This is a genomic window from Rhodococcus sp. LB1 (assembly GCF_001583455.1).
In the GTDB taxonomy this organism is placed as follows: domain Bacteria; phylum Actinomycetota; class Actinomycetes; order Mycobacteriales; family Mycobacteriaceae; genus Rhodococcus_F; species Rhodococcus_F opacus.
Window position 1 is genome coordinate 39,925 of sequence record NZ_LTCZ01000323.1, and the last position, 20,129, is coordinate 60,053.

General features: G+C 67.5%; 21 protein-coding genes and 1 pseudogene. 7 read left to right on the forward strand and 15 right to left on the reverse strand.

Annotation, left to right across the window (positions count from 1 at the left end):
* Positions 1–3: 3 nt before the first annotated feature.
* The 5 genes from AZG88_RS32645 to AZG88_RS32665 are packed head-to-tail and all read right to left on the reverse strand — an operon-like array spanning position 4 to position 5,370.
* Positions 4–831 carry an ATP-binding cassette domain-containing protein gene (locus tag AZG88_RS32645; RefSeq protein WP_025432083.1) on the reverse strand — a complete coding sequence of 276 codons (828 nt, stop codon included), beginning with the start codon at positions 829–831 and terminating at the stop codon, positions 4–6.
* On the reverse strand, positions 831–1,817 hold the full coding sequence (locus tag AZG88_RS32650; RefSeq protein WP_061700204.1) for an ABC transporter ATP-binding protein: 987 nt from the start codon (positions 1,815–1,817) through the stop codon (positions 831–833). Before AZG88_RS32650 ends, AZG88_RS32645 begins: the two co-directional genes overlap by 1 nt.
* A 6-nt stretch (positions 1,818–1,823) precedes the next feature.
* The gene (locus AZG88_RS32655; RefSeq protein ID WP_025432082.1) at positions 1,824–2,720 is read right to left on the reverse strand and encodes an ABC transporter permease; all 897 of its coding nucleotides are present in this window, start codon (positions 2,718–2,720) and stop codon (positions 1,824–1,826) included.
* Positions 2,721–2,725: 5 nt separating this feature from the next.
* Positions 2,726–3,787 (reverse strand): ABC transporter permease, encoded by a 1,062-nt coding sequence (locus AZG88_RS32660; protein ID WP_061700205.1) that lies wholly within the window; start codon positions 3,785–3,787, stop codon positions 2,726–2,728.
* Between the two features lie 11 nt (positions 3,788–3,798).
* Positions 3,799–5,370: an ABC transporter substrate-binding protein gene (locus tag AZG88_RS32665; protein ID WP_061700206.1), complete on the reverse strand. Its 1,572-nt coding sequence runs from the start codon at positions 5,368–5,370 to the stop codon at positions 3,799–3,801.
* Between the two features lie 222 nt (positions 5,371–5,592).
* On the opposite strand from AZG88_RS32665, the gene AZG88_RS32670 reads away from it, so the two are divergent.
* Complete coding sequence (locus AZG88_RS32670; RefSeq protein WP_226955702.1) at positions 5,593–6,327, forward strand: GntR family transcriptional regulator; 735 nt, start codon at positions 5,593–5,595, stop codon at positions 6,325–6,327.
* Between the two features lie 98 nt (positions 6,328–6,425).
* Here the strand turns inward: AZG88_RS32670 and AZG88_RS32675 are convergent, their stop codons facing one another.
* Positions 6,426–7,715 carry an adenylosuccinate synthase gene (locus AZG88_RS32675; RefSeq protein WP_005260012.1) on the reverse strand — a complete coding sequence of 430 codons (1,290 nt, stop codon included), beginning with the start codon at positions 7,713–7,715 and terminating at the stop codon, positions 6,426–6,428.
* A gap of 219 nt (positions 7,716–7,934) precedes the next feature.
* On the opposite strand from AZG88_RS32675, the gene AZG88_RS32680 reads away from it, so the two are divergent.
* Entirely contained in the window at positions 7,935–8,588 is a 654-nt protein-coding gene (locus tag AZG88_RS32680; protein ID WP_025432081.1) for a hypothetical protein, read from the forward strand.
* Positions 8,585–9,358 (forward strand): site-2 protease family protein, encoded by a 774-nt coding sequence (locus tag AZG88_RS32685; RefSeq protein WP_061700207.1) that lies wholly within the window; start codon positions 8,585–8,587, stop codon positions 9,356–9,358. Before AZG88_RS32680 ends, AZG88_RS32685 begins: the two co-directional genes overlap by 4 nt.
* Positions 9,359–9,397: 39 nt before the next feature.
* Here the strand turns inward: AZG88_RS32685 and AZG88_RS32690 are convergent, their stop codons facing one another.
* From AZG88_RS32690 to AZG88_RS32705, 4 genes are read right to left on the reverse strand one after another with little or no spacing between them, the layout of a single operon-like run.
* Entirely contained in the window at positions 9,398–9,895 is a 498-nt protein-coding gene (locus AZG88_RS32690; RefSeq protein ID WP_005238462.1) for a winged helix-turn-helix transcriptional regulator, read from the reverse strand.
* A 41-nt stretch (positions 9,896–9,936) separates the two neighbouring features.
* Positions 9,937–10,209 (reverse strand): DUF6510 family protein, encoded by a 273-nt coding sequence (locus AZG88_RS32695; RefSeq protein WP_005238458.1) that lies wholly within the window; start codon positions 10,207–10,209, stop codon positions 9,937–9,939.
* A 19-nt stretch (positions 10,210–10,228) separates the two neighbouring features.
* Entirely contained in the window at positions 10,229–10,996 is a 768-nt protein-coding gene (locus AZG88_RS32700; RefSeq protein ID WP_061700208.1) for a ferredoxin reductase, read from the reverse strand.
* Positions 10,986–11,585: a sulfite oxidase-like oxidoreductase gene (locus tag AZG88_RS32705; RefSeq protein WP_061700209.1), complete on the reverse strand. Its 600-nt coding sequence runs from the start codon at positions 11,583–11,585 to the stop codon at positions 10,986–10,988. The genes AZG88_RS32700 and AZG88_RS32705 overlap by 11 nt, the downstream gene beginning before the upstream one ends.
* A gap of 106 nt (positions 11,586–11,691) precedes the next feature.
* On the opposite strand from AZG88_RS32705, the pseudogene AZG88_RS32710 reads away from it, so the two are divergent.
* Both AZG88_RS32710 and AZG88_RS32715 read left to right on the forward strand, forming a co-directional pair.
* Positions 11,692–13,089, forward strand: a pseudogene (locus AZG88_RS32710) (MFS transporter); the annotation flags it as partial.
* A gap of 25 nt (positions 13,090–13,114) precedes the next feature.
* Positions 13,115–14,284: a thiolase family protein gene (locus AZG88_RS32715; protein ID WP_061045716.1), complete on the forward strand. Its 1,170-nt coding sequence runs from the start codon at positions 13,115–13,117 to the stop codon at positions 14,282–14,284.
* Positions 14,285–14,301: 17 nt separating this feature from the next.
* Here AZG88_RS32715 and AZG88_RS32720 read toward each other — a convergent pair whose 3' ends face one another.
* A complete protein-coding gene (locus AZG88_RS32720; RefSeq protein ID WP_061700210.1) occupies positions 14,302–15,258 on the reverse strand; it encodes a helix-turn-helix transcriptional regulator in 957 nt (318 codons plus the stop codon).
* A 62-nt stretch (positions 15,259–15,320) separates the two neighbouring features.
* Here AZG88_RS32720 and AZG88_RS32725 point away from each other — a divergent pair, with 62 nt between their 5' ends.
* Positions 15,321–15,782: a pyridoxamine 5'-phosphate oxidase family protein gene (locus tag AZG88_RS32725; protein ID WP_025432080.1), complete on the forward strand. Its 462-nt coding sequence runs from the start codon at positions 15,321–15,323 to the stop codon at positions 15,780–15,782.
* A gap of 3 nt (positions 15,783–15,785) precedes the next feature.
* Here AZG88_RS32725 and AZG88_RS32730 read toward each other — a convergent pair whose 3' ends face one another.
* The 4 genes from AZG88_RS32730 to AZG88_RS32745 all read right to left on the reverse strand — a co-directional run bounded on the left by AZG88_RS32730 (position 15,786) and on the right by AZG88_RS32745 (position 18,810).
* Positions 15,786–16,193, reverse strand: coding sequence for a hypothetical protein (locus tag AZG88_RS32730; RefSeq protein ID WP_061700211.1), 408 nt, complete (start codon positions 16,191–16,193; stop codon positions 15,786–15,788).
* Between the two features lie 69 nt (positions 16,194–16,262).
* Positions 16,263–17,189, reverse strand: a complete 927-nt coding sequence (locus AZG88_RS32735; RefSeq protein ID WP_061700212.1) for a cation diffusion facilitator family transporter — start codon at positions 17,187–17,189, stop codon at positions 16,263–16,265.
* Between the two features lie 72 nt (positions 17,190–17,261).
* Positions 17,262–18,329 carry an FUSC family protein gene (locus AZG88_RS32740; protein WP_005238441.1) on the reverse strand — a complete coding sequence of 356 codons (1,068 nt, stop codon included), beginning with the start codon at positions 18,327–18,329 and terminating at the stop codon, positions 17,262–17,264.
* A gap of 64 nt (positions 18,330–18,393) precedes the next feature.
* A complete protein-coding gene (locus AZG88_RS32745) occupies positions 18,394–18,810 on the reverse strand; it encodes a DUF3151 domain-containing protein (protein ID WP_005260038.1) in 417 nt (138 codons plus the stop codon).
* A gap of 138 nt (positions 18,811–18,948) precedes the next feature.
* Here AZG88_RS32745 and AZG88_RS32750 point away from each other — a divergent pair, with 138 nt between their 5' ends.
* Positions 18,949–20,082, forward strand: coding sequence for an Rv0361 family membrane protein (locus AZG88_RS32750; protein WP_061700213.1), 1,134 nt, complete (start codon positions 18,949–18,951; stop codon positions 20,080–20,082).
* The last annotated feature ends 47 nt before the right edge of the window (positions 20,083–20,129 follow it).

Here is a 20,129-nt window from a genome sequence, read left to right on the forward strand (position 1 = left end):
GCCTCACGGCAGAGTCAGGGCGCCACCGGGGATGGTTCGCCCGGCGCGGGCCAGAACCGGGTCGGGAACCGGCACCGCCTCGAGCAGTTCGCGGGTGTATTGGTGACGTGGAGTGGAGAACACCTGCCGGGTGGGCCCTTCCTCCACCACCACCCCGGACCGAAGGACCGCCACCTGAGAACAGAGTTGCTGCACGATCGCGAGATCGTGCGCGATGAACAGGATCGTCACCCCGAGGTCCTCGTGCAGGGACGCCAGCAGGTTGATCACCTGTGCCTGTACCGAGACGTCCAGGGCCGACACCGGTTCGTCGCACACGAGCAACCTCGGGCGAAGGATCAGGGCGCGCGCGATGGCGATACGCTGCCGCTGTCCGCCGGAGAACGTCGCCGGCAGTCGGCCCATCGCATCCGGGTCGAGACCTACCTCGATCAGGGTCTGCGCGACCCGCTCACGCCGCTCCGCACGGGTGCGGGCCAGTCGGTGCACGACGAGCCCCTCGCCGACGATCTGCTCCACCGTCATCCGAGGGTTGAGGCTGGCGTACGGATCTTGCGCGACCAACTGGACGTCGCGACGAAACCGGCGCAGCTCTCCGCCCCGGAGGTTATGGACATCGCGCCCTTCGAAGGTGACGGTCCCGGAGTCCGGTCGTTCGAGCCGAACGATGCACTTGACGAGGGTGGACTTGCCGGAACCGGATTCGCCGACCAGTCCGAACGTCCCGCCCTCGGGCACCGACAGGTACACGTCGTCGAGGGCCTTGCTGCCGCGGGATCCTCCGAAAGACTTGTTCAGAGCTCGGATATCGAGAAGAGGTGTTCCGTCCATCAGTTCCCGCTCCCTTGATCGAGATGGCAGGCGAGGCGTCCACCGTCAGGGGTCGCCGTCGTCGGTGGGGTTTCGCTCGCGCAGCGGTCCATCGCGACAGGACATCGCGGATGGAAGGGGCAGCCGGCAGGCCGCAGCGCCGGTGACGGAGGTGCACCCGGAATGGTGGTCATCCGCGGGAGACGGACATCCAGCCTCGGCACCGCGGCGAGCAGTCCCGCGGTGTAAGGGTGCAGAGGGTCCGCGAACAGTGCGCCGACCGGTCGGTCCTCCACGATTCGCCCCGAGTACATCACCGCGACACGGTCGGCGAGTCCGGCGACGACCCCGAGGTCGTGCGTGATCAACAGGAGGCCGAGTCCTCGTTCACGGGTGACCTCGTCGAGCAGTTTCAGCACCTGCTGTTGCACTCGGACATCGAGTGCCGTCGTCGGCTCGTCGGCGATCAGAATCTCCGGCTCCCCGACGAGGGCCATCGCGAGGACTACCCGTTGTCGCATGCCCCCGGAGAATTCGTGCGGATAGGCGCCGAGTCGGTCGTGCGCACGCACCACCCCGAGTTCGCTCAGCACCTCGGCAGCCCGCCGCAGGGCGTCCTTCTTCCTGATACCCCGTAGCCGCAGTGGCTCACTCACCTGTGCGCCGATCGACTGCAGCGGGTCGAGCGCACTCATCGGGTCCTGGAACACCATCCCGATGCGACTGCCCCAGATCATGCTGAGGTGGCGTTCGGTCTGCGCCAGGATCTCCGTGTCGCCCAGCCGAATCGAACCGCCGATCGTCAGTGAGCCGTCCAAACGCATGAGCGCCCGCGCCGTCACCGACTTTCCCGAACCCGATTCGCCTACCAGAGCCACGCGCTCGCCTGCCGCCACCGTGAGATCCACGCCGTCCACCAACCGGACGGACGTGCCGCCCGGCTCCGTGTCGATGGTCAGCCCGGAGACCTGGAGGAGTGCGGTGCGCTGAACTACTTCTGTCGTCATGATCGATCACGCTCCTTGTCGTGCGGGGTCACGCCGCTCGTGCAACATGTCACCGAGCAGGCCGAAGGCCGCGGCCGTGATGACGATCGCGATGCCCGGCACGAGCGCGGCCCACCAGGCCGTCGACAGGTAGTCACGTGCGCCGGCGACGGCCGCGCCCCACTCCGCGCTGGGCGGCTGGGCACCGACACCGATGAACGACAGACCCGCGAGCACCAGAACGGTATTGCCGATGTCTCCCGCCCATTTGACGGTCATGACGTCGAGCGAGTTCGGCAGCACATGCCGCCTCATCAGGCGCCATCGGCTGACCCCGAGCACCACCGCGCCGTCCACGAACGGCGATGCCATCGTCTCGCGCATCACGCCGCGCAGCAGTCGCGCCGTATACGGCCACCCGGTGGCGATCATCGCGATCAGGGCGCTGCTCAAGCTCGGACCGAGCGCAGCGGCGATACCCAGTGCCACGACGAGCCCGGGGAGAGCGAACCCGATGTCCGTCACTCGCATGAGAGTTTCGTCGATCCACCGCCCTCCGACCGTGGCCATCGTGGCAAGTGCCGTTCCGATGAGCGAGTACGCGGCGACGACCAGAACGGCGGACAGCACCGACGACCGGGCGCCCGCGATCGTGCGCCACAGAACGTCTCGCCCTTGGTCGTCGGTCCCCAGCCAGTGTTCGCTGCTGGGCCCGGCGAGGGCGTTCGCGATATCCGACCGGTAAACGGATTCGGGTGCGACCCACGGACCGACGACGGCGAGTACCACAATCACGGCGACAGCACCGACGACCACGATGTCGAGCAGTCCCCATCGCGATCGGCGTCGACGACCGCGGATCGACGCGGATCTCCATCGTCCTGCCACTCCGGCCACGCCGGTGACATTCGCTGCAATACTCATCGGACTCACTGCACCTTTCCGGGTGTGCGCAGCCGGGGGTCGTGGGCCAGCTGGAGCATGTCCACGATGAAGTTCGCGACGACGACGATCACGCCGACGACGGTGACGGTGCCGATGACCGCGGTGATGTCCTTACGACTCACCGCATTGGAGAGGTAGTCGCCCACCCCCGACAACCCGAACACGGACTCGACGAAGATCGCGGAACCGACGAGCATGCCGATCTCGATGCCGATGATGTTCAGGAGCGGTCCGGTCGCGTTGGGCAGCGCGTGCCGGGTCCACAGCCGCAGGATTGGAACACCTTTCGCTTGGGCAACGGTCATGTGATCGCGGCTCCGGACGCGGACGAGGTCGGCGCGGAGAGCTCGGAACATCTGTGCGGCGACGGCGACGGAGAGCACGAACGCGGGCAGCATCAGGTGTTGAAACGCATTGCTGAACGCGGCGAAGTCTCCGGCGAGGGCGGCGTCGACCAGTGTCATTCCCGTTCGGTGCGGGACCTCGACGCCCACCGAGATGCGTCCCGAGATCGGCAGGATCTGCAGCCACGAGCCCAGCACCCATTGCAACATCAGCGCGAGCCAGAAACCGGGAAGCCCGAATGCGACGATCGCACCGACCCGGCTGACCTTGTCGAATCCTCCTCGTGATCGTGCGGCCGCGATCGTCGCCACCGGAACCGCGAAGGATACCGCGAGCACCATTGCGAGAAAGACCAATTCGAGGGTTCCGGGCAGTCGCGCGAGGACGTCGTCGAGCACTGGCTGGCGGGTCGAAGTCGAGGTGCCCAGATCGCCGTGGAGCATCCGGCCCAGATAGTCGAAATACTGCATGGCGGCCGGCTTGTCCAGACCCAGCTGACTACGCACCTCTTCGACTTGTTCCGGGGTGGCGCTCTCCCCCGCGGCCACCTGAGCTTCGTTGCCGGGAATCACCTTGGTCATGGCGAAGACGATGGTGGCCAGTCCGACCAGGGTGAGGATCGCTGCGCCGAGTTTACGGCCGAGAAACGCTGCCGGCGCCATGGCACGATGTAGTGCGCGAGGCATGTCGAGTGTCGTCATCGGGTACTCCCTCACGCCACACGGATCGCGGGAACCCAGACTCCGCTGCCCACGACCGCCGGACCGACACCGGTCACCCGGTTGCTGTGAGCGGTGGTCTGCCCCAAGGTGTACATGTTGACGGCCACCGCGTCGTGGCGAATGTCCTCTTGAGCCTGCTTGTACAGGTCACACCGCACCTCGGCATCGGAGGTCTCGGCCGCGCGGCCGAGCAACTCGTCCACTGTGGGATTGCGGTAGCCGGATTTGTTGGTACCGACCTGGTCCGACTTGTACGTCTTGACCAGCATCACTCCGGGATCCGGGTACTGCGCGAAGTCGGTGGCGAGCATCATCTGCGGAATCGAGTCGGGCGATTTCAGAGCCGACAGATAGTCCGCGTACGCGATGGGCTCGAGTTCCAGCGTGACACCGATCTGCGCGAGGTTGGATTGCAGCAACGTCGCTTCGCGTTCCTGCTCCTTGAAGACGGGCTGGAACTTCATGGTGAGGGTCAGATCGAACATCCCGGCGTCGGAAAGCAACTTCTTCGCTTGTTCGAGATCCTGCCCGTAGGCAGGCATCTCCGGCCGGCACGAGAACTGTCCGGGCAGCGGTCCGGTGGCGATGGTGCCGTTGCCGCCGCGGATCGTCTCGAGGCCACCGGTGTAGTCGTACGCCATCTGGATGGCCTGTCGTACCGCCTTGTTCGCCGTCGGCCCGTTCATCACGTTGAAGAAGATGTTCGCCTGCAGGTTGACCGGCTGACTCTGCACCGTCACACCGGAGAAACCGCTCAGCGCCTCCGCGTCGGCGTTGGTGAGCCCGAAGGACACATCGATGTTGCCTGCCTTCAGTTCCGCACTCTGCGTGGCGCTCTCGTCGATTCGCCGATAGACGAGCGAGGCCGGACGCCCCTCGTCGCCCGCCCAGTAGTCGTCGAACCGTGTCAGCGTGTACGTGTCGGCACCGCCCGGGCCTGCGAGGAAGTAGGGCCCGGACCCGGCATCGTGGCCCGCCAGATAGGCCTGACCCCGGTCGGTCCCCTCGTTGGCTTTCACGAGGGCCGAGTTGAGGATGTAGATCTTCGAGAGAGCGCCCAGGAACAGCGAGTTCGGTTCCGTCAGTTCGATCGTCAAGCTCTGCGGACCGGTGACCGTGGTACCCAGGTATCCCGTCATCTGACCGGCAATGCCCTGTCCCAGCGCCGCCGTCCGATCGAGCGTGTAACGGACGTCCTCGGCGGTGACAGGGGCACCGTCGTGGAAGGTCGCCGCGCGCAAGGTCATCTGGATCGATCGCGCATCCGGAGACGGGACGAACTCGGACGCAAGCTGACCGACGATCTCGTTGTCGGCGTCATAGGTGACCAAGGTGTCGTACAACGCCTGGTCGACGAAGTTCGTCTGAGCGTAGTCGGCGCGAATGGGGTCGAGCGTGGAGATCTGATTCTGGTAGGCCAGGACGACGGGGCGGCCGCCCGGTCCGCCACCTGCGTCGGTCCTGGCTGCGCTGGTGCACGCCACCAAGGAGGAGGTGACCGCCAGGCCGATCAGCGCGTACCCGAAACCCTTGCGAGCAAGTATTTTTCGTTCAGTGGACACGGGAATCCTTCCGAATGGAGAGGGTAGTTCCGAAGCTTTCGACGAAGTGAGCGGCGACCGAATTGCGCCACACTGCGCTGCCGGGCCGGATGTATATGGTCTACCAAGTGCGGAACCGGAGCGCCAAGCGTGGAGCGTTACATTCGGGTTAATCCCTCTGACCAGTATCGACGTGAAACACGTCCGGTGGTCGACTTCAACTTGGTATGCCATGATCGGTTCATGACGGTGAACCTGAACGGCGAGATCGGGGTCGCGACATCCACGACGTCGCCTCTGGGCACGGGCGTGGCCGGCGGACTGTCGGACGTGCCACTCCCGAAACAGATCTATTCCGTGATTCGTGAGCGCATCATCTCGGGCGCATACCCACCCGGCAGTCGCCTGCGGGAGCGCGAATTGTCGCAGGAGTTCGACGTCTCGAGGGTCCCGCTCCGCGAGGCGTTGCCCCAGCTGGAATGGGACGGATTCATTCAGATCCTGCCGCGGCGGGGCGCGGTCGTGACTCAACTGTCGTTACGCGACATCGAGGAACTGTTCGACGTGCGGTTGACGTTGGAACCGTACGCGGCACGATGCGCAGCCGAGAACGTCGCTCGGGGTGCATCCATGGAGGCGCTGCTGTCGACGATGGCGCGCACCGAGGAACTGATCGGAAACGACGAACCCCTGTTGATCCCGGCAGTCAACGCGCGGTTCCACATGGACGTCGTCGAACTGTCCGGCAACAAGCTGCTCGTGTCGGTGATGAATTCACTGATGGGCCGGGTCCACTGGTTGTTCCGGCTGACGTGGCACCACAATCCCGCAGTGTCGTGTGCAGCGCACCGGGAACTCGTCGAAGCGATCCGGAGCGGAAACGGCAGGCTGGCGGAGGCCAGCGCGTTCGCTCACATCGAGCACGGACGCAAGCCGACGTTGGAGCGCCTCGCGCCGTCGCTGCCCGCAACCTTGTAGGTCGCCGCGCCACCTACCCGTCGCCCGATGTCACATCGGTTCGATCTGACGGAACCGGGGTGATATCGGGCGGCGAGGTGAAGCGGAGAGAGCGCGGACTACCGCACCACGTCGCGGCGGACGATGGTCTCGTCGCGGCCGGGGCCGACGCCGATGCAGGAGATGTACGCACCCGACAGTTCCTCGAGGCGCAGGACGTAGTTCTGCGCGTTCTTGGGGAGTTCCTCGAACGTCCGGGCGTGGGAGATGTCTTCCCACCAGCCGGGCATTTCCTCGTAGATCGGCTTCGCGTGATGAACGTCGGTCTGCGACATGGGCATCTCGTCGTACCGCACGCCGTCGACGTCGTAGCCGACGCAGATCGGGATGGTGTCGAGGCTGCTGAGCACGTCGAGCTTGGTGAGGAAGTAGTCGGTGATGCCGTTGACACGCGTTGCGTAGCGGGCGATCACGGCGTCGAACCATCCGGTGCGACGAGCGCGGCCGGTGGTGACACCCACCTCGCCGCCGGTCTTGGCGAGGTATTCGCCGTTCTGGTCGAAGAGTTCGGTCGGGAACGGGCCCGAGCCGACGCGGGTGGTGTACGCCTTGAGGATGCCCAGCACCGTGGTGATCTTGGTGGGTCCGATGCCCGAACCGACCGCTGCGCCACCGGACGTCGGGTTGGACGACGTCACGTAGGGGTAGGTGCCGTGGTCGACGTCGAGGAGCGTGCCCTGCGAACCCTCCAGCAGCACCGTCTCGCCGCGCTCGAGTGCCTCGTTGAGCTGCAGGCGCGTGTCCGCGATGCGGTGCTTGAACCCGTCGGCCTGCTCGAGCACCTCGTCGACGACCTGCTGCGGGTCGAGGGCCTTGCGGTTGTAGATCTTGACGAGCACCTGGTTCTTGAACTCGAGTGCCGCCTCGACCTTCTGGGTGAGGATCTTCTCGTCCAGCACGTCCTGCACGCGGACGCCGACACGCGCGAGTTTATCCTGGTAGCAGGGCCCGATGCCGCGGCCGGTGGTGCCGATCTTCTTGGCCCCGAGGAAGCGTTCGGTGACCTTGTCGATGGCAACGTGGTACGGCATGATCAGGTGCGCATCGGCCGAGAGCAGCAGGCGGCTGGTGTCCACGCCCCGCTCGTCGAGTCCGGCGAGTTCGGTGAGCAGCACTCCCGGGTCCACTACGACACCGTTGCCGATGACGTTCGTGACGCCCGGAGTGAGGATTCCGGACGGGATCAGATGCAGTGCGAACTTGTCGCCGTTCGGAAGAACCACTGTGTGTCCGGCGTTGTTACCGCCCTGGTAGCGCACCACCCACTGCAGGCGTCCGCCCAGTAGATCGGTAGCTTTGCCCTTGCCCTCGTCGCCCCACTGGGCGCCGATCAGGACGATTGCCGGCATGACGTTGTCTCCTACGGTCGACGTACAGTCGTATCCGACTGCGTGGTCCTGCCGTTCGTAGGCAGTGGCCGGGGGAACAGTCTAGCCGAGGGCACGGAGAACAGACCCCACAGTACGGCTGGGGAGGCCATCTCGGGCGTGCCACTAGGATGATCCGAAAGGGAAGGCTGCGTAAATCGCGGCGGGACATCCGGGCGAGGAGTGGCGTTGACCCCCGTAGTGCTCATTTGCGGCGACGTGCCGCTTCCCCTACCTCTGGGCTCCATTTCGACCTCGAGCGCACCTGCCGTCCCGGACAAGGACGACTTCGACGAGGTCTTCTCCAAACTTCAGGTGGTCGTGGATCCGCGACTGATCGTGGTGGGCAGTGACGCCGCCTTCGCGGCCACGCTGACCCGGTTGATGCGCACCGAACGCCTGCACATCGAGCTCGCGTACGTCGCGGAGCATCGTTCGGAGGCGACGGAGGCCTACCACCTGGCCTCCGGCGCCCGCGGCGCCCGCACCGCGCTGAAGGGGACGGCCAAGCCGGTCCCCCTCATCCGCGACGACGCGGGGATCGCGCTCGTCGGGTGCGCCACCGTCACGGGTCCGGACGGGGGGCCGCTCGTCGGCGAGGCCTACGTCGACGACACCCGGTTGTTCTCGGGGACGACGACGAGCATGAACGTCACCCCGACCCCCCGGATGCCCGGTCTGCGGGCGTCGGTCGAACCTCGCAGGCGCTGGCTGCCCCGCCGCTGGGTCGAGGGCCGCGCCGTGCAGCTCGGGTCCCCCGCCGCGGCGCTCAACCGCGACGGTGTGCCGAACCCGCGCGAGGTCAAGCGTTCGACGTTCTACCGTCACGATCAAGAGTGGTTGCTGGTCCGATGAACCTGCCCCGGGCCCGGACCACCGCGGTCCGCCCCAGTCCGGTGTTCCTTCTGGTCGTCGCCGTCGCCGTCGCCGGCGGTGTTCTCGCGTGGCGCGCCGAAATGGAGTCGGTCCTCGGCCACGTCGGGGTGTTCCTGCTGGTCGTCGCGGGATGGGTGGTGACGCTCTGCCTGCACGAGTTCGCGCACGCGTACACGGCGTGGCGGCACGGCGACACCGACGTCGAGGTGCGCGGCTACCTCACGCTCAACCCGGTGAAGTACAGCCACCCGCTGCTGTCGATCGGTCTGCCGGTGCTGTTCATCGCACTCGGTGGGATCGGGTTGCCCGGCGGCGCCGTATACCTGCGCACCGGACTGTTCCCGCCGAAGGTGCAGGCGCGGGTGTCGCTCGCCGGACCCGCCGTGAACCTGGTGTCCGCGATCGTCCTCCTCGCCGTGATCCGCTGGTTCGGGCTTGGCGGCGACCACCTGGTGTTCTGGACGGGACTGAGTTTTCTCGCGTTCCTGCAGGTGATGGCCACCGTGCTCAATCTCCTGCCGGTCCCCGGACTCGACGGGTACGCCGCGCTCGAGCCGTTCCTGCCGCCCCGCACCCGCAGGTCTGTCGACCAGTTCAAGCCGTACGGACTGCTGATCCTCGTGGCGCTGCTGTTCGTGCCGTCGATCAACGTGGTGTTCTTCGACGTCATCTACCGGCTGTTCGAACTGTCCGGGGTGCCGGAGATCTACGCGCAGTACGGCAACCGTCTGATGCGCTTCTGGCTCTGACCCGTGAGTACTTATTACCCGCCCGCGGTTAATAAGTACTCACGGGCGGGACGCATCCTCTTCGGTGAAGTTGGGGGTCAGCCGCAGTTCCGCCAGCGGCACCTCGCGGTCGGGGCTGCGGACCTCGACGCGCACGGGTTCGCCGGTCGCGTCGTCCCGCATCCCGATGGGCGCACCGTGCTTGCCCTGGAGGTACTTGTCGCCCCACTGCATCAGCGCGAGCACGGCGGGCAGGAGGTCGCGCCCCTTCTCGGTGAGCACGTATTCGTAGCGGGTGCGCTGCCCGGGCTCCTTGTAAGGTTGCCGCTCGAACAGGCCCTCGGCCGTCAGTTCACGCAGCCTGGACGCCGCCACTGCCTCGGTGATGCCGACCCGCTTCGCGAAGTCGTCGAATCGCGTGGTGCCGTAGTAGGCCTCGCGCAGGATCAGGACGGCCGAACGCGTGCCGATCACGTCCATCGCCTTGCCGATGGAGCAGTGCGTCGCCCGCCAGGTGTCGCGATCTGCCAGAAAGCCGTCCAACCGTGCCGCGTCCATGCACCTCAGCATAGCTGACTTGCAAGTTCCATAGTCAGCGCTCACAGTTTCCAGGACAGGTGCGACAGCCCGCTGGCGTCGAGTTCGAGCCCGCGCGGAGTCGACACCAGTCGCAGCAGCACCTCCTGACATCCCGGACACCGCACGACCACACCGGGCGCACGCGTATAGACGTGCACCGCCGCCATCGGTCCGTCGAGACCGCAGAACCGGCACTGCCCGGTCGCCGCGGTGAGGTCGTGAACGAAGATCTCCGCGAACGGCCCGCCGAGAACATTCCCGTCCTCGAAGTCGTTGCCCTGCAACGTACTCATCGACAATTCCTTCCTCCGGTCACGGCCCCGAAGGACCGAACCTCTCGGCCTTGATGTCGTCCGGCGAGTGCCCGAGCGAGAGCAGCAGGCGAGCCGCCTCCTCGACGAATCCGGTGGGCCCGCAGACGAAGCAGCGCGGCGCGAAGTCCGCCGGCCATCCCCATGCCGCGAGATCGGCGGCAGTGATCCGACCCGCCGGACGCCGCGGCGAGTCCTCACGGGTGCAGAGGACGAACGTCTCGACTCCCCCGTCGCCGCTCCCGGGCCGGTTCAGCTCGTCCGCGAACAATTCGTCGGCCTGCGTCCGAAGGGAATACACGAGCCGGAACGGCGTGCGGTCGTGCCGGAACCGCCGCTCGCGAATCATCGACATCAGCGGCACGATCCCCGACCCACCCGCGACGAGAAGCACCGGCGCGCCGCCACCCTCGCGCGGCGACCACACGAACCAGCCACCGATCGGTCCGCGCACCTCGATCAGATTGCCCGCGGCGAACACATCGGTCAGATACGGAGACACCTCACCGTCCGCCACCCGCTGGACGACCAACTGCAATCGCCACCCACCCGGTGAACGCTCGGCCGGCGACGCCAGCGAGTAGCTCCGTTCGGTGGTGTATCCGTCGGGACCGGTCAGGCGGAGATCGACGTGCTGCCCGGCGCGATGCCCCGGCCAGTCCGGGACCTCGAGGACCAGTGCCCGCGCACTCGCCGTCTCGGGCCACGACTCGACGAGTTCCGCCACTCGCCAGCTGAGCACGGCGCGGCCCAGAAGTTCACTGGTCACCCTGGTACCTCTGCTCCCGCCACGGGTCGCCGCGATCGTGGTATCCGAGTTGCTCCCAGAAGCCCGGGACGTCCTGGGTGACGAGCTGAATCGACCGAACCCACTTCGCGGACTTCCACAGGTAGAGATGCGGCACGAGCAGACGGGCCGGACCCCCGTGCACAGGCGCGAGGGGCGCCCCCTCGTAGGTGTGCACGATCCACGCCTTGCCACCGAGGATGTCGGCGACGGGGAGGTTCGTGGTGTAGCCGCCGTCGCATCCGACGAGGACGAATCCCGCGGACGTCTCGACGTCCGCGAACAGGGTGTCGAGCGAGACCCCGTTCCACGACGTTCCGAACTTCGACCAACGTGTGACGCAGTGGAGGTCGACCGTCGGTCGCTCCTGCGGGAGCTTCATGAATTCGGCCCACGACCACTCGTGGCGCCGGCCGGTCTCGTCGGTCACGGTCAGCGTCCACGTGTCGGTCGGGACGCGGGGCGTCGGTCCCGCCGAGAGGACCGGGAAATCGCCGACCTCGTACTGCCCGGGCGGAAGAGAGTGCTCGCTGCGAGGTCTGCCGTGGAATCCGGGGGTCAGAACAGCCATGCCTCACGTTAGGACCGCCACGGGATCTCTGCAGCGCAAACCGTCGATCCGAGGCGTCCGTCACACCTGACTTGCCATAGCCATAGTCAGGTGTAGATTGCTGACTATGGCCATCAATAGTCAGGTGCGTGAGGAAGTGCGGCTCGGCCCGCTCCTCACCGTCCTCTCCGGCGCACCGTTCGTCGCCAGCCTCGATCTGTTCGTCGTCAACGTCGCGTTCGGCGACATCGCGGCGAGCTACCCCGGCTACAGCCTCGGCGACCTCAGCTGGGTGCTGGGCGGCTATGCGATCGTGTTCGCCGCACTCCTGGTTCCGCTCGGACGCTGGGCCGACCGCGTCGGCCGCCGGCGCGGATTCCTTCTCGGGCTGGCGCTGTTCACCGCGGCGAGCGCGGCGTGCGCGCTGAGCCCCTCACTGTGGATGCTCGTCGCCTTCCGACTGCTCCAGGCCGTCGGTGCCGCCGCCCTGACCCCCGCCAGCCTGGGACTGCTCATCAGCACGGTCCCCGAAGCCACACGTGCGGGCGCGGTCCGGATCTGGGCCGCGTCGGGGGCCGCGGCCGCGGCCTTCGGACCCGTGGTGGGTGGCCTGCTCGTCGAGGCGTCGTGGCGCTGGGCCTTCCTGATCAACGTCCCCATCGGTATCGCCTTCCTGATCGCCACCGTGCGGTTGGTCCCCGACTTCCGCCCGACCGCCCCCGACACAAACCTCGACCTGTTCGGCGGCGCCCTGTTGACCGTCGGCATCGGCGCCCTCGCACTCGGACTGGTCCAGGGACCCGACTGGGGATGGAGCGACCCCCGAATCGCGCTCGCGTTCACCGTCGCTGCCGCGTCCGTCGCACTGTTCTGGTGGAGAAACAGCAGGCAGCGCGAGCCGCTCATCGAACCCGCCATGCTGAAGGTGCGGACGTTCGCCTGGTCGAACGTGACCGCGCTCGCGTTCAGTGCCGCCTTCGCGGCCGGCCTGCTCGCGAACATTCTGTGGCTGCAGCAGGTGTGGGGGTACTCCGCGCTGCTGACAGGTCTCGCGATCGCGCCGGGCCCGTTGATGGTGCCGGTGTTCGCCGTGGTCGGCCAGTTCCTGTCCCGCAGGTTCTCGGCCGCAGCGCTCACCGCGGCGGGCAGCGCCCTGTGGGCGGCCGGCGCCGTGCTCGTTCTCTCGTCCGTCGGGATGGAACCGCAGTACGCGTCGGAACTGCTGCCCGGCTGGATGATCGCCGGTGTCGGGGTCGGCCTGGCGTTGCCGACGATCTTGTCGTCCGCCACCGCCGGACTACCGCCGTCGCGCTCGGCCACCGGTAGTGCCGTCGTCACCATGAGCCGACAGGTCGGAACCGTGCTGGGCGTGAGCATGCTGGTCGCCCTCCTCGGTACGACCGCCGGTGACGAAGACACCCACTCCGCGTTCCAACTCGCCTGGTCGGCGGTGGCTGTGGTGGCCGTCGTCGCCGCGCTCACCGCCACACGGATGAACCCACCCCGTGAGTACTGGTTGACAAGTACTCACAGCACCGAAAGGAACGATCATGAGAGACGCCGTCATCGTCGAGGCCGTCCGCACGCCGATCGGCAAGGGCAAGCCCTCGGGCGCCCTGCACGGAGTGCACCCCGTCGACCTTCTCGCCCACAGCCTGTCGACCCTCGTCGAACGCACGGGAATCGATCCCGCACTGATCGACGACGTCATCGGCGGCACCGTCACCCAGGTCGGTGACCAGAGCCAGAACATCACCCGCAGTGCGCTTCTCGCCGCCGGATTCCCCGAATCCGTGCCCGGCACGACCGTCGACCGGCAGTGCGGCAGCAGCCAGCAGGCCGTCCACTTCGCCGCGCAGGGCGTGATGTCGGGCGCCTACGACATCGTCGTCGCCGCCGGGGTCGAATCGATGGGCCGAGTTCCCATGGGGTCCAGCAGCATCGGACGCGAATCGATGGGTGTCGGTTTCGAGCGCCGCTACCCCGACGGCCTCGTCCCGCAGGGCATCAGCGCCGAACTCATCGCCGCCCGGTGGGGACTCTCGCGCACCCAGCTGGACGAGTTCGCCCTGCGCAGCCATCAGAAGGCCGCGGCGGCAACGAGTGCCGGGAACTTCGCGAAGGAACTCGCCGTCCTGCCGGAGCTGAGCGTCGACGAGGCCATTCGGCCGGACACGACGCTGGACGCCCTCGCCGGCCTCCGACCCGCCTTCCGCAGTGACTTCTACGAGGAGAGGTTCCCGCAGATCGACTGGTCGATCACCGCAGGCAACAGCAGTCCCCTGTCGGACGGAAGTGCGGCGCTCATGATCACCACCAGTGAGATCGCGGGACGCCTGGGACTGCGGCCGCTGGCCCGGCTCCACAGCTTCTCCGTCGTCGGCGACGACCCGCTGATGATGCTCACCGCTGTCATCCCCGCGACACGCAAGGTGCTGCAGCGCAGCGGCCTCGACATCGCCGACATCGACCTGTTCGAGGTCAACGAGGCCTTCGCGCCGGTGGTCCTGGCCTGGGCCGCAGACACCGGAGCCGATCTGGACCGCGTCAACGTGCACGGCGGCGCGATCGCGCTCGGACATCCGCTGGGGGCCAGCGGCGCCCGGCTCATGACCACGCTGGTGAACGCGATGGACCAGCGCGGGGCCCGGTTCGGCCTGCAGACCATGTGCGAGGCGGGCGGACTCGCCAATGCCACGGTGCTCGAACGACTCGGGTGACGCGGAGGTAGTCCATCTCAGCCGTTCCGGCGGGCGATCGCGTCTCCCACCGCACGCAGCGATTCGCGCAGCGAGTGCGGCTGGAGCACTTCGACTCCCCCGCCGAGAACGGTCAACTGTTCGAGTGCCACGTCTTCGGCCTCGAGTGACAGGTCGACGGTCACCCAGCCGGCGTCGTCCGGCGGGCCGGGTTCGACGCGTGCGGCTTCCACACCGACCACCCGGGGCAGTCGGCGCCACGATGCGGGCGAGAGCCGCACCCGGCACCGGAATCGCAGAAGCGCACGATCGAATTCGGCCACCGACGCCGTCCACCACGCACCCAGATCGAAGTTGTCGGGACGCACCGCCGGCTGCTTCAGCACGGTCGCGTCACTGATCCGCGACACCCGATAGGACAGCGTCCGTCCTCGATGCTGCGCAACGAGATACCAGACACCGGCCTTCGCCACCAGCCCCAGGGGATCGAGAGTTCGTGCCGCGGAACGGCTCCCCTTGCGGTAGCGGATGCCGAGACGCCGACCCTCGAGCACCGCGGACGCCACCACAAGGAGATCACCGTTGTCGCGTGGCCCGTCGAACCAGCCGGGGGCGTCGACGTAGAGCCGGTCCCGCCACAGCTGAGCGCCGGCGCGCAGCGGGACCGGCAACGCCCCCAACAACTTCGACTGCGCCGCAGCGGTGACGTCGCGGAGACCGAGATCGTCGGCGATCGACGGGACGCCGAGCAACATCAACGCGGACGTCTCCTCGCCCGTCATGCCGCCGAGTTTCGACTGCCAGCCGTCGAGCAACCGGATTCCGCCGCCGGGTCCGCTCTCCGTCCACAACGGCACACCGGCCGCCGACAACGCCGTGACGTCGCGATACACGGTGCGGACCGACACCCCGAGTTCGTCCGCCAGTTGCTGCGCGGTGGCCCCGCGACTGCCCTCCAGACGGAGCATCAACTCGACGAGCCGACTCGACCGCATTCCCCGATTCTAGTGAAAATTCCTGACAGTGGATGTCAGGGATAGGGGGCACACTGGTCGGCATGACCAACTGGACGCAGTTCGAGACAGAAGCACCCGACCTCGCCAAGGCTGTCGCCGCACGCTTCGAGGCGCACAAGCACCACGTGCTGGCGACGCTCCGCAAGGACGGTTCCCCGAGGGTGAGCGGCACCGAGGTCGAGTTCTACGAGGGCGCGTTACTGCTCGGCTCGATGGTCGGTGCACGCAAAGTGCAGGACCTGCAACGCGATCCGCGATTCTCCCTCCACAGCAACCCCGGCCACCACACGATGGACGGCGGCGACGCCAAGATCAGCGGCCGCGCAGACGAGATCCTCGGAGAGCGGAAACAGCAGATCCTCGAGCACTACCCCGACGAAATCCCCGAAGCGGACGTCTTCGAACTCGGCCTCGACGAGGTGGTGCTCACCACCGTCGACGGCGACCACCTGTACGTCGACCTGTGGCGGCCGGGAGCGGAGGTCACCCGGTTCACCAAGTGACGGTCACTGCGTGACGGCGAATCCGAAGCCGAGAGCGCAGGCCTCCAGCGGCCCGTTCGGCCCGTCGGGGTCGTAGGTTCCGCCGGGAATCAAATGTCCGGTGAAGCCGGGCAGTTCGCGTTCGACACCCTCACCGTTCGTCAACGGCCCGGACGTGCCGAGCGTCGGCGCCTGGCCGCCGATGTTGAGGTACGTGACCTGGGCGTCGGTGGTGGCCTCTTTCGGCCCCTCGAACTCCCACTCGACCTGGTTGCCTTCCTTTTCGACATCGAGCGTCGCGGCGGGCTTACAGTTCGCCAGCGGATCGGGCATGAACGGCGCAGCCGATGCGGCGGCGGGTGCTGCGAAGAGGGCGGCCGCACCGAGAGCGGCGACGGCGACGGGTCGTGCGAACGCTGCGAGAGTGGACATGGTGTTCCCTTCCGTGAGTCGTCCCACAACGGTTTCCCGCCGCGATACCGGACGAAACAGACAGGGCCCCTACCAGGTGACGTTCTCGGCGCAGTGACGTCCGTTGGCGGTGGATTCCACCTGCACCGTGGCGTGCGAGAGCAGGTGGCTCTCGAGGACGGTCCGCGCCGATTCGAGGACGACGGACGAGTCGGCGTCCGTGGTCAGGTGCACGGTGGCCACGTCCATTCCCGTCGTGAGCGTCCACACGTGGAGGTCGTGGACACCGGTGACCCCGGGCAGCGCTTCGAGGTCGGCCTGCACCGATTCGACATCGACGTCCTCGGGGGACGCCTGCGTGAGGATGCGCAGCGACGCGGCGGCCAGTTTCATCGCCCGCGGCACCACCCACAGCGAGATGAGGACACCGACGATGATGTCGGCGTAGGTCCAGTCGAACACCAGCACGACGCCGCCGGCGATGAGCACGCCGACACTGCCGACGGCGTCCGCGAGCACTTCGAGGTACGCGCCGCGGACGGCCAGGCTGTCCTTGGAATCGGCGCGCAGCATCAGCATCACCACGAGGTTCGCGGCGAGACCGACGGAGGCGGTGAGGATCAGCGCCATGCCGGGAAGTTCGGGGGCGTCGCCGATGCGGGAGATCGCCTCGTAGAACACCCAGACCGCGACGGCGAGCAGCATCGCGGCGTTGGCCATGGCCGTGAGCACTTCGGCGCGGTGCCAGCCGAAGGTCCGGGCGGCGGTGGTGCTGCCCTTGCGCGCCAGGAGAAGTGCGACGAGCCCCATCGACATTCCGACGACGTCGGTCAGCATGTGCCCGGCGTCGGCGAGCAGCGACAGCGAGTTGACGGTCAGACCGACGACGACCTCGAGAACCAGGAACGCGAGGAGGATGACGAGGGCGATCACCATGCGGCGGATCCGCCCCCGGGACGGGCCTACCTCACCGCCGCCTTGTGTGTTGCCGTGCGAATGGCCGTGACCGACTCCCATGGGTGAGCCTCCTCCCGAGTTGTGCCGATCATATGCGTACATGCGCATATGTTCAACAGCGTGCTCGGGCGGTCAGAGCTCGGGACGATAGGCCGGCTTCTCCACGGTCGGCGGCAGGGTGGCGATGGCCGAGATGCGTTTGAGCCCTGCGACCTGCAGAAGGTCGACGGTCAGAGACCGGATCTGCGCGAAGACGACCGTGGCCGACAGGCCCGCGTTCTCCACCAGTTCCGGTTTCAATCCGGACGCCACCGAACGCAGTACCCGTGCCGCCTCGGCCTGATCGGGTTGCTGACCGGGGTCGGCGAGCGCCATCTGCCGGAGGGTTTCCAAGGCGTGGGCGAGTTTCTCCACCTGGTCGACGAGCCGTGGGTTGAGAATCTCGTCGTCACGCACCAGCGTGAGCGAACGCCGCGCGAGAACCCGGATGTTGCGCAACGCGTTGTCGAGTGGGTCCGCGGCCGCGGTGAGTCGTTCGAGCCGGCCGCGGGTGTTCCAGTACAGCGGCGAGATTCGGCTGATCTCACGGCCGCCCGCGAGGTGGGTCCGCAGCGTGTCGATCGACGCCTGCGTTGCCCGCGCCTTTTGGAGGGCCTTCTCGATGGGCTTGTCGTCGTTGGCCACCAGACCGTCTGCCACCAGCTGCATCACTTCGGACGCCGTCCCGAGAACGTTCGCGGCGTACTTCCGCGCCCGCCCCACGGGATGCGTGGGAATCAGCGCGACGACGGCGATCCCCACCAGGCCACCGGTCAAGGCGTCCACCATGCGGTCGATACCCGCGGTGCCGCCGGGTGGCAGCAACGTCGCCACGAGCACCGCGGAGTTACCCGCCTGCATGGAGAAGATCGGTCCGCTGTTCAGCAATACGGCCGCGGACATCGCCAGCATCACGACGAGAGTGATCTGCCAGGTACCGCTCCCGATGATGGAGACGATGAGGTCGCCGACCCCGATCCCGATCGTGACACCGGCCACCAACTCGACGGAACGGCGCAGTCGGGCGCCGAGAGACAGCCCCAGCGACACCACCGCGGCGATCGGCGCGAAGAACGGCGTCGGGTGACCGATCACCACCGTCGCCACCCACCAGGCAGCGCCGGCAGCGATCGCGCACTGCAGGATGGGCAGTGCCGACACCCGCAGTCGCTGGGCCGAAGTCCTCAGCCCGTCCCGGCCACGGACTTTCGCCGAGCTGAGGGCGTTAACCGACGCCAAGCGCTTCGGCAGCCCGGGGATCGCAGTCCTCGAGCAGATCGAGGCACCGCGCGTACTCGTCCGTTTCGCCGATCGCCTTCGCCGCCTTCGCCAGCACTGCGACGCACCGGAGGAAGCCACGGTTGGGTTCGTGGCTGTACGGAACCGGGCCGAAACCCTTCCAGCCGTTGCGACGCAACTGGTCCAGTCCACGGTGGTACCCGGTGCGCGCGTAGGCGTACGCCGCGATGGTCTCGTCGGCCTGGAGGGCCGCCTCGGCCAGGTAGGCCCATGCGATGGATGCGGTGGGATGGGCGGCTGCGACGGAAGCCGGATCCTCGTGGTTCAACAGGGCCGACTCGGCCTCGTCGTCCCCGGGGAGCAGCGTGGGCTGTGGTCCGAGAAGGTCACCGAAAGACGTCATGCGCCTATTGTGCCCCCGACGCAGTGCCGTCACTGCGTCGGCCCGCGTCCGCGACGCGCCCTGTCGCGGTCTCCGATGACGCACGATGTCGTTAGGCTGCCCCCAACGTTCATTTCTCTGCAGACCGAGGGGCAGCGCGTGCAGGACCCGAAGAAAGACGAATCGACTCAGAAGCCGGCCGCGGACACACCGTCCGGACCGGCAGCGGCAGGCACCACCGCCGGCAAGGGCACCGGCGGCGCCGACGCGACCGCGAAGCCTGCGAAGACCGCGCAGCCTGCGGCGGATGCAGAGCCCGCCGCACCGAAGTCACCCGAGCCGAAGCCCCCGCAGAAGAAGGCCCCCGAGAAGGCGGCAGAGAAGAAGGCCGACGAGCCGCAGCCCGAACTGCCCAAGCCTCCGGCACCACGCCCACGAGCCGAGACACCTCAGGCCGGCCCGGACTCTGCCGCGAAACCCGCGGACAAGGCATCCGAGGCGGCCACCACCGCGATCCCGACGCAGAAGAGCATGCCGGCATCGGGCGACGCCGCGACCGTGAAGATGCACCGCGCACCGACCACGCAGAACGCGAAGGTGCAGGGGCAGGCGAAACCGTCGTCGGACGACGAGACGGTCGCGATGCCCGTGACGAAGCCTGCGGTCCCGGCGACGCCGCCGCCACCCCGACCTGCCGCCGCCCAGCCGAACCAGCCTCAGAACGCGCGGCCCGTGCCCCCGCCGCCCGCTCCCCCTCGGCCGGCACCCGTCCCGCCGAAGGCCGCACCGCAGCGGGTGCTGCCGCCCCAGCAGAGCGCGCCGCAGCGCGTCCCCGCGGCGCAGCAGCCCGCCAAGAAGCACGGGAAGGTGTGGCTGTTCGCCGCGATCGCCGCCGGCGTCATCGTCGTCGCCGCCATCGCGGTCGCCGGCGTGGTGGTCTACAACAACAACCAGGCCGAGAACTCCCCCGAGGCCCAGGTGCAGGGAACGATCGACACGTTCGTCGCGGCACTCACCCAGGGCGACCTGGCGACGCTGCGCACCAGCACCTGCGGCAGCCTCGCCGAGTACTACCTGGGCCTCTCGGATCAGGATTTCGCCGAGGTCCACCAGGTCGCCGTCACGCAGCAGAACATTCCCGTGGTCGGCGGCGTCGACGCCGTGCAGATCACCGGCGACACCGCCATCGCCCAGGTGAAGGCCCACACCGCCGCCAACCCCGGCGAGCAGTCGTGGCGCACGTTCAACCTCGAGAAGGTCGACGGCACCTGGAAGATCTGCGACCCCCGATAAACGACTGTGCACCTTTCCGGTAGCGGTGGCTACCGGAAAGGTGCACG

Bases quoted from the DNA above. Each gene is read 5' to 3' on its own strand.
- AZG88_RS32735 (WP_061700212.1), bottom strand. From the start codon at position 17,189: ATGGGAGTCGGTCACGGCCATTCGCACGGCAACACACAAGGCGGCGGT.
- AZG88_RS32725 (WP_025432080.1), top strand. From the start codon at position 15,321: ATGACCAACTGGACGCAGTTCGAGACAGAAGCACCCGACCTCGCCAAG.
- AZG88_RS32655 (WP_025432082.1), bottom strand. From the start codon at position 2,720: ATGAGTATTGCAGCGAATGTCACCGGCGTGGCCGGAGTGGCAGGACGA.
- AZG88_RS32675 (WP_005260012.1), bottom strand. From the start codon at position 7,715: ATGCCGGCAATCGTCCTGATCGGCGCCCAGTGGGGCGACGAGGGCAAG.
- AZG88_RS32705 (WP_061700209.1), bottom strand. From the start codon at position 11,585: ATGGCTGTTCTGACCCCCGGATTCCACGGCAGACCTCGCAGCGAGCAC.
- AZG88_RS32720 (WP_061700210.1), bottom strand. From the start codon at position 15,258: ATGCGGTCGAGTCGGCTCGTCGAGTTGATGCTCCGTCTGGAGGGCAGT.
- AZG88_RS32715 (WP_061045716.1), top strand. From the start codon at position 13,115: ATGAGAGACGCCGTCATCGTCGAGGCCGTCCGCACGCCGATCGGCAAG.
- AZG88_RS32645 (WP_025432083.1), bottom strand. From the start codon at position 831: ATGGACGGAACACCTCTTCTCGATATCCGAGCTCTGAACAAGTCTTTC.
- AZG88_RS32745 (WP_005260038.1), bottom strand. From the start codon at position 18,810: ATGACGTCTTTCGGTGACCTTCTCGGACCACAGCCCACGCTGCTCCCC.
- AZG88_RS32660 (WP_061700205.1), bottom strand. From the start codon at position 3,787: ATGACGACACTCGACATGCCTCGCGCACTACATCGTGCCATGGCGCCG.
- AZG88_RS32650 (WP_061700204.1), bottom strand. From the start codon at position 1,817: ATGACGACAGAAGTAGTTCAGCGCACCGCACTCCTCCAGGTCTCCGGG.
- AZG88_RS32670 (WP_226955702.1), top strand. From the start codon at position 5,593: ATGACGGTGAACCTGAACGGCGAGATCGGGGTCGCGACATCCACGACG.
- AZG88_RS32695 (WP_005238458.1), bottom strand. From the start codon at position 10,209: ATGAGTACGTTGCAGGGCAACGACTTCGAGGACGGGAATGTTCTCGGC.
- AZG88_RS32690 (WP_005238462.1), bottom strand. From the start codon at position 9,895: ATGGACGCGGCACGGTTGGACGGCTTTCTGGCAGATCGCGACACCTGG.
- AZG88_RS32730 (WP_061700211.1), bottom strand. From the start codon at position 16,193: ATGTCCACTCTCGCAGCGTTCGCACGACCCGTCGCCGTCGCCGCTCTC.
- AZG88_RS32685 (WP_061700207.1), top strand. From the start codon at position 8,585: ATGAACCTGCCCCGGGCCCGGACCACCGCGGTCCGCCCCAGTCCGGTG.